Source organism: Vibrio sp. Isolate32, assembly GCF_022397955.1.
Lineage (GTDB): Bacteria > Pseudomonadota > Gammaproteobacteria > Enterobacterales > Vibrionaceae > Vibrio.
Window position 1 is genome coordinate 134,494 of record NZ_JAKEUQ010000005.1, and the last position, 13,283, is coordinate 147,776.

The following is a 13,283-nucleotide window of genomic DNA, read 5'->3' on the forward strand; positions in this document are numbered from 1 at the left end:
TTCGAACAATAAGATCATGTTTCCAACCTGCAAGAGGTATGAAGTGGCAAAGCAATGCATAGGCAAGCCTCAATTGGCGGGTTATAAATATTATTGTGCGGATAATTGATATTTTGCGTTGAATCTGCAGTGTTAACCTTTGTCCCTTCAACGACAAGGAGGGGTAAGTGACCTATGCAACTAACAGACACGGAACAGGCGTTTCTGATGGGCGAAGCCGGGCGGGGAATGCAAAAATGTATGCAGATGCTGGTAAATTTTTCCAACGCATTTGGCGCGAGCAGGCTTGTTAAGATCGCCAGCGCCCATGTCATTCCCAATATCCCGTTGGGACTACTGGAAGCATACACTCAAGAGGTGGAGAGCGTCTCCGTCATGACCACACTTCATCCCCACATGTCGGCGCTTTGCCCTAGTAACTGGCAGAGCATGGGGATCGGAGCCGATTATGCTCACGACCAACTTGCTGATGTCAAGCGGCGTGCGGCCTTATTTGCAGAAAAAGGTTTCAACCAAACTTACACCTGCTACCCCCCCTCCGTCGGAAGTTTAGCCAAAAAGGGCGACTATGTGTCATGGATTGGCTCGGGAGGGCAAGTGTTGGTGAACTCAACGATAGGAGCTCGATGTAACCGAGATGGCGCACTGTTGACCTTGGCCTGCGCCATTACCGGCCGGGCGCCTTACCATGGTCTGTTTTTAGACGAAAATCGATTGGCCCAGGTGCACGTCCGTTTCAGTGGGGTTGATGCTAATAGCTTGACCAAATCTGAGCTGAGTGCCGTTGGCTATTACCTAGGTGCACAAGCGCAAACTCATAACATAGTCGTGGAAGGTATCGAGCGAGGCATCAGCATGGATTCTCTGAGACAACTGATGATCCCCCTGACAGTAACTGGCGCGGTAGGAGTGTGTCATGTTCCCGGTTCAACTCCCGAAGCGGACAATGTGAATGAAGCCTTGGGTGCTCAGCGGCCCATTAAACACATCGTTGTTGATCGTAAAGTAGTAACACAATCTTTGGCCACCTATGCTTCTAAGAAGAGGGCGACGGAGGTGATGCCCATTGTTTTGACGCCGAAGGATGGGACCATTACGCGGGCCCTTCCCGGATCGGTAACCGACATGGTGGTGCTGGGTTGTCCCCACTTGTCAATTCAGGAAGTGCGCCTCATAGCCCAGCGTTTGAGCGGTAAGGTGATCCCACGAAATCGTCATTTGTGGATTGGTCTGGCGCATCAACAATACCAATTGGCCAAAGAAATGGGGTACGCTAATACGATCGAATCCGCCGGGGGGATCATGGTCAGTGCCTGTATGTCCACCATTCCAGACTCCCCCATTCCCAAGCGCGTCAGTACATTAATGACCTCATCCATGAAGGCGGCACACTACATAACGCAATTGAACCGGGGTCGCATCTCGGTTGCTGTCGCGGATATCGAACAGTGTATCGATGCCTTACTTCATTAACGTAATATTAAGAGGTGAACCATGAAATTTAATGCCAGAGTGCTAAATATAGGCCATGTGACAGCTGATGCATTCGTGGTGGATCAGGCTTTTTCTTTTATCGGTGACTTTGACCCTTACACTGGGACATTGTTGCTTCCCGAGCACACTTTTTCAGGTCAGTCTCTTGCCGGTAAGGTGCTGGTTTGTCCTAATGGGAAGGGCGGTACGATGGCCCCGTTTTTGCTCTATGAAGCTCATCAGCGAGGCAATGCACCTGCGGCGATCCTCTGCGATCACGCGGATCAAATTTTGTTTGAATCGGCAATGGCCATTAATATCCCCATCTTAGACTGCTTTGATCGGGATGTGTGCAGCTTGTTTTTACACGGTCAGAGTATCACCATTGCTGGAAACGATGTGACCGTCTGAATTCCTGTCGCTGGCAGTGCCACTGACTGATTGAAATTGAACTAACCGTTTGGCTCATCGCGTATCGATTGCATTTTGAGCCAAAACGTTTCCTGACAGCGATTATAAAATTGCTTCTTCTGTGGCGAAATCGTTTCTGCTGCCGATCCTGACTCCAAGACCTGATACTGTATCCAACATTCAGGGCAGGCATCCTCCGATTGAAAAGAATCCAATTCAGTATGACAAACGATTTTTACGCCATTATCAAACGTATACGTCGTGGTGGTTTCTTCAATACACTCGCTATTGTCGGTGAGGATTTGCTGCTGTGACTGAGCCACCACTCGAACCTGAGAGTGCGAAGAGTGAATAGCAAGCACATAGGTAGACAGTCGATTCATGAGGTGACTATATTTGTAAGATATTAAATAAAAACAACTAATTATTGATATCATCCTATCATAACAGCTAGGAAGGCACAACTTGGAGACCCGGATTCGCCCATGGAAACCGCGCCCTGAATGTTGTGTCTTATTTTCGAGATTAATTGGCATACTTTGTATATTTTTCTGCCCGCCGCCACCGCTACTATTTTCTCTCGAATTTAACTCTAGAAAAAGCAACATTATCATGACTGACGAATTAACCCATTCTTTGTTGGATCCAAGAGGTCAAATCAAAAGAGAAACCTTTCAGCTTGCCCCCARAAAAGACACCGCCACTCTGACCCAGGGTAAGATACTGTTTTTTGACAATACCAAGCTTGCTTTCTGCAATTACAACGAAATTTTTGTTCGATTAGAGGCGATGCTTTACGAGTGGGGATGTCACCACATAGAGCACGTGTGCCGATCGGTACGTGGCACAATGACCGAGCAAATACGCTTGTTGGCGGATGAACTGGCTAGTGCCGACTACGCAGCAGCCGTGGTCGCATTAGCCGACATGGGGACCTCGGTTATGACGACCATCCTGTCCATCGAATTAGAAAAGCGTGGTATACCAACGCTGTTGATTGCGTCCCCCCCTGGTAACCAATTGGCCGAACACGTGGCCCATTACCGTGCTGGTCAATTGTGCATTTGTCACCTCGACATCTATCAGGCCAGCACAGTGGACGACATCCGACAGCAGGTTGATGCGAAGCACGATGTGGTATTCGCCGCCTTGACCCAGGAAGGTCATACCCAGGCTGCGGCCCAACTGGTTCCCAAGATGGATGCTGATTTGACTACATTGATGGGCAAGCTGATGCCAGAGCAAGATCTCGATGACCTCATGACATGGTACGAGACCCAATCCATTGGTGACGGCCTGCCCGTCATTCCTCCCACACCCGCTCGGGTCGAGGCGATGACAGAGTACAGCCCTGAGCCATTAGACACGGTGTTGATTCCGGAAGCGGGTCCTTCAGGTTGCGACATCACGGTACGTGATGTGGTTGTCAACAGTGTCCTAGCTGGATGTGAACCTCACTATTTGCCAATTGTGATCGCAACCTTCCGTGCCATGACTGCTCCCGCATTCAATTTCCAGCAATCTATAACCACCTCTTACAATGGAGGGAATTTAGTGTTGGTCAGCGGGCCGATAGCCAAAGAATTAGGAATCAGTTCTGGACAAGGGTGTTTGGGGCCGGGCTATCGGGCCAATGCCACCATTGGTCGTGCGGTCAATCTAACGATTTTGAACGTCTGTCGAGCGTATCCGGGGAAAGCCGATCTGGGGTGTCTCGGGTCACCGGTCGAATTCACATATTGCTTTGCGGAGAGCCTGACAGATAGCCCTTGGCCTACGCTCAACGAAGAGCACTACGATCCTCTGGCCACCTGCGTGTATTTAATGAAAGCAGAGCCACCGACTGACGTAGTGGACTTCCTCAGCCAGACTGCATCCAGCTTGCTGGATGTCATCATTGACAGTGCTACACATTTGGGAAGGATGAATGCTTACATCCCTGGTCGCATCTTAGTAGTGCTAACGCCCGATCACGCTCAAATGCTTCATGAAGCCGGGTGGGACAAAGCTGATCTGCGTGCACATCTTCATCGTGAGATCTACAACGATAGGCAAGCGGTGCAAGGAAAAGGGTTGGTACCTGTCAGGCCAGCCCATTTTGCTGACCTTGAGCATATTCCCGCCACTCGTAGCCCCCAAGACATTGATTTAGTAGTGGCAGGAGGTCGAGGCGGACATTCAGCTATTTTAGCTAGTTGGGGTTTGTACTGTGACGCAGTAACAGTGCCACTTACGCTCCCTAACGGACAATTTGCTCTGAGTATCCATGATTTTAACACCAGCAAAGGAAACAAATAACTATGTCAAGAATCATTGACGTGCGTGCGCGCGAAGTGTTCGATTCGCGTGCCGATATTACTTTGGAAGTGGAAGTGCGCCTAGACAGTGATAAACGGGGGCGTGCCATGATCCCATCCGGCAGTTCCATGGGTAAACACGAGGCGGTTGAAGTGCGCGATCACGATAAAGCCCGCTTTAATGGCAAGGGGGTGTTACGGGCTATTGAGATTGTCGAACAAACTATAAAACCTCATCTGTATGGCATATCGCCCTTCGATCAAATGGCGATTGACCGTATGCTGATCGAGCTCGATGGCACCCAGAATAAAAGTAAACTGGGCGCCAATGCCATCCTCGGCGTGTCGCTAGCAGTGGCGCGCGCCGCCGCCGCACAGCGTGATTGCTCACTGTGCGATTATTTGAGTCAAGGCCGGGAACCTGCCATTCCACAACCAATCTTCTCTATGCTGTCCGGGGGTATGCATGGCGATGGTAATTGTGACTTTCAGGATTACCAGATCATCGCTCTAAAGGCGACCGATTTGGAAGCCGCTTTGCAAGTAGCCAAGAACGTACACTGCACACTAAAGACGATGCTCATAGAGCGAGGAATGTGCACCGGTGTGTCGGGGACTGGAGGTTTTTTGCCGACCTTAGCGTCAAATGAAGAAGGGCTGGCCCTATTAGTTGAAGCCATCAAACGCGCTGGTTATGTACCGGGTGTAGACGTGGGCTTGAGTATGGACATTGCTGCGGAGATGTTTTTCCATGAAGGGTGCTATCAATTGGCGGCCGAGCAGCGTGATCTGACGACGGTCGAAATGATCGACTACCTAGTGTCGTTGTGCGATCGCTATCCTATCACGTTGATAGAAGATCCACTTGGGGAAGATGACTTTGAAGGGTGGGTGGCTCTGACTCAGCGGATAGGGGAGCGTATCGAACTGGTGGGGGATGACTTGTTTACCACCAACCAGCAACGTTTTGACCTTGGACTAGACTTAAATATGGCCAACGCCATTCTTGTTAAACCTAACCAGATAGGCACATTGAGTGAAACTATCCAAATTGTGGATTCCGCCAACCAAGCCGGTTACGGTATTGTTATCTCTCGTCGCTCAGGTGAAACCGAAGACACCAGCATTGCTGATCTGGCTGTGGCGCTGGGATGCCCCAAAGTCAAGTTTGGATCACTTGCCCGCACCGAGTCGATGGCCAAATACAATCAATTGTTGCGTCTAAAAGACGCCATCGCCATGCGCCAGTTGTGCGAGGAAGACAAGGTGCAGGTCGCATAGACCCACAGGAAGAGTATATCCCCCCCTAGCGAGCTGAAACGTGAATCTGGGGGGAATGAAAATATGATGGAGTAGTATTACGTTATGTCGATGTTCAAACGCGGGTGCTTGGATGCGACTCCCCAACTGATCAGCTTGTTGCCGTTTGCCATTTTAACAGGAGTTAGTGCCATCCAAGCAGGAATGACACCATGGACGGCTCAATTGTCATCGGTGTTACTGATGTCTGGGGCATCCCAAATCGCCGCAGCTTCGTTAATGACCACAGGTGCAACCCCATTGGTGGTGATCTTCACTCACATTGCGATCAATTTTCGCTATGCCATATATAGTGCCGGATTGGCTCAACTTAAACTGGATGTTACGCCAGCGAAGAAAGTAGCTGCCGCACAAGTGCTCATCGACCAGACCTATGCCTTGACGTTTTTGCGCAGTCAAGAGCATATGATGACGCCGCGCGAGAGAACGTACTATTATTTTGGAACGGCGCTGCCGATGTGGTTGACTTGGCAGTGCGGCACAGCGATAGGGATCCTTGGAGGGAGCAATGTCCCAGATTATTGGGAACTAGATTTTGCCATCACCTTGTGTTTCATCTCCTTGTTGGTGCCGATGGTCAAAAGTCACACGGTGGTAGTGGTGACTGGTGTCTCTGGGATGAGCGCAGCGATGACTTATCACTGGCCGTATAACTTGGGCTTTTTGTTTTCGATCGCATCCGGTGTATTGGCAGGTGGTGGATTTTTAAAATGGAAGAGCCGACAGGCACAGAGGGAGGCAGTATGACTCAGTCCATGATTTGGGTGGTTCTGATTACCAGTGCCATCGCAACGTTCTTATTGCGCTATTCATTTCTGTGGCTCAATGGCAAACGGCCGTTTCCCGATGTCGCAGCGAAATGGTTCACTCTAATCCCTCCGGCGGCCATTATTGCATTGATCGTCCCTAGCTTGATGACCTCGGTTGATAGTGCAAATATTGAAGGGGCTCCCAAACTTTTTGCGGCACTTCTGGCCGTTGTGATCATGGGACGAACTCGCAGCGCAGGGAGCGCCCTCGTTGTTGGTATGATAGCGTTGTGGCTTGGCCAATGGTTAATGGAATGGCATCTATGACGTAGCTTTAGGGTCGCTAAGTGTGCGGTATTTATTTGGCGTTATGTTTTGGTAACTTTTGAAAAAGGTGATGAACGCACTGGTGGTCGAAAACTCAAGATGGTGCGCAATTTCGGTGATCGATTTGTTGGTTGCCAACATGTCTATTGCCAAAATCAAGCGAATACGCTGGCGCCATTTTTGATAACTCATACCCGTATCTTGGACAAACATGCGATAGAGCGTACGCTCCGATGCTCCAAAATGCACCGCCAGTTCGTTCAGTCGTGGCAACATGTGCCCTTGTTCATAGTACTTGAGTAAGTTGTCACGTAGTCGTTTATCCTTGGGAAAGGCAGGCCATTGAGGCGTCGTCGCCGAGCGGTGCATTTCCTTGATGAGAATGGACTGTAAGTGAAATTCGGTACCTGCCATCCAATCTGTGTGAAACGATGAAGAGCAAATGGTCTCGATCACCTCTGCGAGTAGCTGGGAAACGAAAAATGTATCGAACTGGCTAGAAAGTTGAGGAAATCTGGTGTGGTCGAGATAAATCGCCCGAAAGTTTACGTCGTGATTTAAAATTACTTGGTGCATGACGCCTCCCGGGATCCAAACCATTTGGTTGGGCAGTAGCACATGAGAATACCCCTCTAATTGGATCTCTCCGGTTCCTGACTTGGCGTACACCAACTGCCCTTTATGATGGCGGTGCATTTTGGAGCGCAATGATGAGGTCGTTTGGTTTGAGAACGAAGCGTAGATGGGGACGATTGGAGCGTCAATTGCATCAGGGTCAAAATGCTGATTCAAAAGTTCTGCATTGTTGAAGATATGAGTACAGATTTCTGGCATGTTATTAATATCGGTTTAACTCGAATAGTGGGCTTGTATGCAATTTTATGCTTATTTTCTAACATTGTCATCAATAAATATTCTATCGATATGGCAGTAGAAAATATAACAACCACAAAGGTGAACAGGTGCTCTTTGAGATAGTAGTTCTGAGTTATAGAAAGTTAATAAGAAAGTAAGTCTATTAATTTTGTTTTTCGACATGATTGAGCTCATTTGCAATACTTAAGGTTACTCGTGAACTTCTAATGTAAGGTTTTCCAAATCTGATTTCTGTCCAAAGACGTGTTGACGCCGTTCTCGGCAAACACGTCTTTTGCCCTGTTTCCGTTTAGAGAAAAAACGGACTCACATTCTTTTAATGTGTCATTTCCCCCCTGAACTTATCTTATGGTATGTACGCGGGTACGGTACTACCGCAATGAGTTACGCAAACCTCAGTGATATTCTGGCCGAACACGGTGTATTTGTGAATCGCTCCACGATTTATCGTTGGTTTATCCACTATGGGCCTAGCCTACATAAGAAGTTATGCCGTTATCAATTCACCGGTATTGATTCTTCTTGGCAGCTTGATGAAACTTACGCCCAGGTGAAAGGCAAATGGCATTATCTCTATCGAGCCATCAATAAATGTGTGGAAACGGTGGATTTCTTCTTCTCTCATAAACGTAATAAAGAAGCAGCTTATCAATTTCTCAAACGCTGTTTACGTCGCTACAAAGCCTCCTTTCATCCCAACGCATTGAATACTGACAAACATTCGTCTTATGGTAACGCCATTGCTCGCCTCAAGCGTGAAGGTCGATTACGGCAAGATGTAGAACAGCGGCAAGTGAAATATCTCAACAATGGCATTGAATCTGACCACGCCCCGATTAAAAAGCTTATCGAAGGCACAGGTGGATTCAAGGTGCGAAAGCGGGCCTGGGCAACGATTCAAGGTTTTGAAGGGATCCGGATGTTGAATAAAGGCCAGTTTGATTTTTGGTTACGTCGCGATGAGCCAAAACTGAGGGTTCAGGAGAGATCCGTCTTCCTCAATGAACTCTTCAATATATTTGGAATTTACGCATGAAAAAGGTGCTCAAATAGGCACCTCAGAAACATCTTCCATTTTTGCAACAAGCCCCTAAATAGAGGTGATATATTCTAACTTATCGATAACATTCCGCTGGTTACAGCCGTTACTTCCAATCGACTAAAAGAGCAGTTTTCGATCTCAACCCATTATCTATCCTTCAAGCAACTCACACTTTTGTGTTAATCACCATTTATGCACTTTCAAACCCAAACTCAAATACAACTAATTGCATTTGTCTTTAAATAAAACAATCCTCGAAATAGCACTAAGCGTTAACAATTCGCTCCCACAACATGCTTTATGTCACAGTAATCCGAATGCGCAGTTAAATAATTTAAAAATCAGGTTACAAGTGAAGTATTGTGTTGTTCGAAAAACAATCACAAGTAAAACTAACAGGGAAAATACTCATGCAGTCATTCGTTGATTTTTTGAATGGAATAATCTGGAGTCCAGTACTTATCTATCTATGTTTAGGTGCTGGTTTGTTCTACTCGGTCATGACTCGATTTGTACAAATCCGTCACTTCTTTGAAATGTGGCGTTTGTTACTATCTGGTAAAAGTTCGAATAAAGGTATCTCATCTTTCCAAGCACTTGCTGTTTCACTATCTGGCCGTGTAGGTACAGGTAACATTGCAGGTGTTGCTGCTGCTATCGGTTTCGGTGGCCCTGGTGCGGTATTCTGGATGTGGGTTGTTGCCTTCTTTGGTGCTGCGACTGCATTTGCAGAATCTACGTTAGCGCAAATCTATAAAGAAGAAGACGAAGGCCAGTTCCGTGGTGGCCCGGCTTACTACATCGAAAAAGCAATGGGTCAGAAATGGTACGCATGGATCTTTGCAATCGCGACTATATTTGCTTGTGGTATTTTACTTCCAGGTGTTCAGTCAAACAGTATCGGTAACGCTGTAGAAGCTGCATTTGGTTCAGGTGCAATGATCGAAACAGCTGTCGGTACATTCAGTTTCGCTAAAATCTTCACTGGTACCGTTATCTCAATTATCCTTGGTTTCATCATCTTTGGTGGCGTTAAGCGTATAGCGAACTTCACGCAAATTGTTGTTCCATTCATGGCATTGGCTTACATCATCATCGCCTTCATTATTATCCTACTTAATATTGACCAAGTGCCCGTTGTGTTCTCTATGATTGTCGGTGATGCATTCACACCTATGGCAGGCTTCGGTGCTGCGATTGGTTGGGGTGTTAAACGTGGTGTTTACTCAAACGAAGCGGGTCAAGGTACTGGTCCTCACGCAGCTGCGGCAGCAAGTGTTGATCACCCAGCTCAGCAAGGTTTGGTTCAATCATTCTCTATCTACATCGATACACTGCTAGTTTGTTCTGCTACGGCGTTCATGATCATCATCACTGGTGCTTACAACGTACACGGCGGCTCAGAAGGCGTATTCCTTGTACAAAACCTAGCAGCAAACGTGGGTGCAAACGGCCCTGTATTTACACAGCTAGCGATTGAAAGCGCACTACCAGGTGTTGGTAAGCCATTCATCGCATTTGCTCTGTTCTTCTTCGCATTTACAACAATTCTTGCTTACTACTACATTGCAGAAACGAACATTGCTTACCTACGTCGTACCATCAAGATCCCTGGCATGATGTTCGTACTTAAGCTTGTTCTCATCACTGCGGTTTTCTATGGCACAGTTAAAACAGCGAACCTTGCATGGGCAATGGGTGATGTTGGTGTTGGCTTGATGGCATGGTTAAACATCGTTGGTATTCTGATTATCTTCTTCATGTCTAAGCCTGCGCTAAAAGCTTTGGCTGACTACGAAGAACAGCAGAGTAAAGGCGTAACCGAGTATACATTCAACCCTGTAAAACTAGGCATCAAAGGTGCTACTTACTGGGAAGAGAAGTACAAGCGTAAGACGGGTAAGTCGCCAGAAGCTGAAGTGGCAGATAGCAAGCCAGTAGAACAGCCTTCAGCGTAAGGCCTTCAATTACAGCTTTTAAACGATAAGTTGCTCTAGATTCTGTTTTTCTCTAGAGCAAATGCAAAAAAGGGTTAGCCACGGCTAACCCTTTTTTTATATTTCTAAGAAACGCGAGATTATGCAGCGATTTCTTGTGTTGCCATTTGAGGAGCTTTCTTCTCACCGATTGGCAGTACTGTGCGGCCGTATTCGTTGTTGATTACTTGTGCCATTGCAAAGTAGATAGCAGAAGCACCACAGAAGATACCTTCGAAACCAGCGATAGTGCCGATCAGTTGGCTACCAGTGAAGTCACGTGCTGCAAGCAGGAAGAACAAGATAGTTAGTGAACCGAATACTACTTGCTTCGCTACTGGGTAGCATAGAGAACCGATGAACATGAAGCCTGTGAAGATGCCCCATAGAAGTAGGTACCAACCCATAAATGCTGCTGGGCTTGCTGGTAGGCCCATGTAAGGCATTACGATTAGACCAACTAGAGACAACCAGAATAGGCCGTAAGAGGTAAATGCAGTTGTACCGAACGTGTCACCACGTTTGAAACACATTGTGCCAACGATAACTTGGCTTAAACCACCGTAAAAAATACCCATAGCAAGGATCATTGAATCTAGTGGAAAGAAACCTGCGTTGTGGATATTAAGAAGAATAGTGGTCATACCGAAACCCATTAAGCCTAACGGCGCTGGGTTAGCTAGTTTGGTCGACATTGCGAATTTACCTTTATCAAATAGGGGTTAAAAAAAACCAATAAGAATTGTAAGAAAATTTTAATTGATAAATCGCTTTTGGGATAATCCAGTTATCGAAAACTAAGGTTGTTGAAATGATCCTATTAGAATTTTGACTTAGTTCCTGCAATTTACATTCATGAAAGCTATGCGTTGAAAATTCCCTATCACGTAATGAAAAGATACGAGTAACAGAGATGTAAATTATGAAATGAAGAACGATAGAGTGTGAGCTCTTCGAGACTCGATTCCTCGCACCCCGTATCTACCCATCCCATCATCATTCCAGAATCGAGGAACGAGATATTTGGAATCTCATCCCTCTTCTGAAATCTTACATTACGCTTGTTGTGGTTTAGATTCAGACACTTGAAGTTGAACTTCTGAAGATGCACTCTTACTCGCGTCGCGCTTGGCTAGTAGTGTTACCACAACCCATTGAGCGACAAGCGCACCTAACACAACCAACGAGCTGCCGGTAAAGCCAGCGACAACAAAGCTCACTAGAGCAACACAGCCGTTCATTAATGCGTAAGGTAGTTGCGTCTTAAAGTGCTCAAACTGATCACACCCGGCACCTGTTGAAGAGAGGATGGTGGTTTCAGATAGCGGTGAGCAGTGATCACCAAACAGACCGCCAGAAAGCACTGCACCAATCGCAACCAAAAGTGGTGCATCAATTGCAATCGCGGTTGGGATTACCAACGGCATCATGATGGCAAAGGTTCCCCATGAAGAGCCAGTAGCGAATGAGATAATAGCCGACAGCAAGAAAGCAACCGCAGGCACTAACCAATATGGGAAACCACTCTGCGCTTGTTCTGCAATATAAGCCGTCGCACCTAACTCTTTACCAATCGTGCTTAATGCCCACGCCAGTACCAAAATAATCGCAACAGGCATCATGTTACCCATGCCTTTTAGGTATACAGAAACACCATCCGATAGCTTTCTCACTCCGTAGTAAGCCATCAGCGAGATCAAGGTAATCGCGGCAAAGAAATAAGCCGAAGACAGTGCCGCTCTGAATGATGAGCCTGCGACCTTTTGAAATGGGAAACCTTGTGGAACTAACATGGCACACAATACCACCAGCATCACTAACAATGGTGCCCAAACAAAAGAAGCCTTTGCATTTTTATGCGAGAAAGAATTGAGTGATTCGCTGTTCACGCCAGAGTTAATTCCCGCTTGGCAATCACGTTCCGCTTTTGCCATTGGTCCGAAGTCTAAACCTTTAACAGAAACCAAAGGAACAATGAAAATCGCTAAGAATGCGTAGAACTGGAAAGGAATCGCACCGATAAAGGCATCCCAATCAGACATGTTGACATTCAAGGCGATAAACTCTTTTTGAATCAGGCTCATGATGTAAACGCCCCACCCGATGAATGGGATAAGGATCGCGACAGGTGATGATGTTGAGTCGATGATGAATGCCAGCTTCTGTCTAGAAAGTTTCAGTTTATCGAAAAGAGGACGAAAGACAGGGCCAACAATTAACGGAGTACCTAAGTCAGAGAAAAATATCACGATTCCTCCAAACCACACAGACAACTGAGCTTGGCACTTGTTGCTGACCCACTCCGTCACACGCTTGGCAAACGCGACACCACCACCCGACTTCTCCATCAAAGCAACAAAGCCACCGATGAATACCAACAGCATAATGACGCCAGCATTATAGCTATCAGTAAGCTGTGGCACTAGGTAGCCTTTGACCATGGCTCCAAAGGTATCAAGAGGGTTTAGTTCACTAAACATTCCGGTGAGCATAGCAACGCCACTGAGTACGCCAGCAAAAAGGCCAATCACTACATTCCTTGTCGCCAACGACAACACCAAAGTAATCACAATGGGGATGAGTGACGTGATATCTGTCTGTTCCATAGGTAAACCTCAACCCTAAAATAAAGAATAAGTATAATTTAAAAGTGAATATAAATGCACAAAGGGCATTTGTACAGGACTTTATTCTATAAATGGAAAATTAGCATTCAGCTAGGGAGTTTTGCGTTAGATGATCGAGGAACGCAGAGCAGAAACGCAAAAGCCGAAAGCAATCACTTTCGGCTTTGATTAATCAGTTAAGGTAC

Annotated in this window: 12 protein-coding genes; 8 read left to right on the top strand and 4 right to left on the bottom strand. The window is 46.7% G+C overall.

Annotated features, from left to right (window positions below; genetic code table 11):
* Positions 1-174 precede the first annotated feature (174 nt).
* Together L1D11_RS05825 and L1D11_RS05830 are read left to right on the top strand one after the other, a co-directional pair.
* On the top strand, positions 175-1,473 hold the full coding sequence (locus L1D11_RS05825; RefSeq protein ID WP_239832066.1) for an aconitase X: 1,299 nt from the start codon (positions 175-177) through the stop codon (positions 1,471-1,473).
* Between the two features lie 21 nt (positions 1,474-1,494).
* On the top strand, positions 1,495-1,884 hold the full coding sequence (locus L1D11_RS05830) for a DUF126 domain-containing protein (protein ID WP_239832067.1): 390 nt from the start codon (positions 1,495-1,497) through the stop codon (positions 1,882-1,884).
* A 41-nt stretch (positions 1,885-1,925) separates the two neighbouring features.
* Here L1D11_RS05830 and L1D11_RS05835 read toward each other — a convergent pair whose 3' ends face one another.
* Positions 1,926-2,267 (bottom strand): hypothetical protein, encoded by a 342-nt coding sequence (locus L1D11_RS05835; protein WP_239832068.1) that lies wholly within the window; start codon positions 2,265-2,267, stop codon positions 1,926-1,928.
* 229 nt (positions 2,268-2,496) lie between these two features.
* Between L1D11_RS05835 and L1D11_RS05840 the strand changes: the two genes are divergently transcribed.
* The 4 genes from L1D11_RS05840 (at position 2,497) to L1D11_RS05855 (ending at position 6,577) form a co-directional block, all read left to right on the top strand.
* Complete coding sequence (locus L1D11_RS05840; protein ID WP_239862277.1) at positions 2,497-4,182, top strand: hypothetical protein; 1,686 nt, start codon at positions 2,497-2,499, stop codon at positions 4,180-4,182.
* A 2-nt stretch (positions 4,183-4,184) separates the two neighbouring features.
* On the top strand, positions 4,185-5,462 hold the full coding sequence (gene eno / locus L1D11_RS05845) for a phosphopyruvate hydratase (RefSeq protein ID WP_239832070.1): 1,278 nt from the start codon (positions 4,185-4,187) through the stop codon (positions 5,460-5,462).
* Between the two features lie 84 nt (positions 5,463-5,546).
* Positions 5,547-6,248 carry an AzlC family ABC transporter permease gene (locus L1D11_RS05850; RefSeq protein WP_239832071.1) on the top strand — a complete coding sequence of 234 codons (702 nt, stop codon included), beginning with the start codon at positions 5,547-5,549 and terminating at the stop codon, positions 6,246-6,248.
* The gene (locus L1D11_RS05855; protein WP_239832072.1) at positions 6,245-6,577 is read left to right on the top strand and encodes an AzlD domain-containing protein; all 333 of its coding nucleotides are present in this window, start codon (positions 6,245-6,247) and stop codon (positions 6,575-6,577) included. Before L1D11_RS05850 ends, L1D11_RS05855 begins: the two co-directional genes overlap by 4 nt.
* Here the strand turns inward: L1D11_RS05855 and L1D11_RS05860 are convergent.
* Positions 6,572-7,411, bottom strand: a complete 840-nt coding sequence (locus L1D11_RS05860; RefSeq protein ID WP_239832073.1) for a helix-turn-helix transcriptional regulator — start codon at positions 7,409-7,411, stop codon at positions 6,572-6,574. The two genes, L1D11_RS05855 and L1D11_RS05860, sit on opposite strands and share 6 nt — an antisense overlap.
* 361 nt (positions 7,412-7,772) lie before the next feature.
* On the opposite strand from L1D11_RS05860, the gene L1D11_RS05865 reads away from it, so the two are divergent.
* Together L1D11_RS05865 and L1D11_RS05870 are read left to right on the top strand one after the other, a co-directional pair.
* Entirely contained in the window at positions 7,773-8,489 is a 717-nt protein-coding gene (locus L1D11_RS05865; RefSeq protein WP_239832074.1) for an IS6 family transposase, read from the top strand.
* Positions 8,490-8,905: 416 nt separating this feature from the next.
* On the top strand, positions 8,906-10,453 hold the full coding sequence (locus L1D11_RS05870) for an alanine/glycine:cation symporter family protein (RefSeq protein WP_239862279.1): 1,548 nt from the start codon (positions 8,906-8,908) through the stop codon (positions 10,451-10,453).
* Positions 10,454-10,572: 119 nt separating this feature from the next.
* Here the strand turns inward: L1D11_RS05870 and L1D11_RS05875 are convergent, their stop codons facing one another.
* Together L1D11_RS05875 and L1D11_RS05880 are read right to left on the bottom strand one after the other, a co-directional pair.
* Positions 10,573-11,166 carry a GPR1/FUN34/YaaH family transporter gene (locus tag L1D11_RS05875; RefSeq protein ID WP_004737553.1) on the bottom strand — a complete coding sequence of 198 codons (594 nt, stop codon included), beginning with the start codon at positions 11,164-11,166 and terminating at the stop codon, positions 10,573-10,575.
* A 360-nt stretch (positions 11,167-11,526) separates the two neighbouring features.
* Complete coding sequence (locus tag L1D11_RS05880) at positions 11,527-13,077, bottom strand: Na+/H+ antiporter NhaC family protein (RefSeq protein ID WP_239862281.1); 1,551 nt, start codon at positions 13,075-13,077, stop codon at positions 11,527-11,529.
* Between the last annotated feature and the right edge of the window lie 206 nt (positions 13,078-13,283).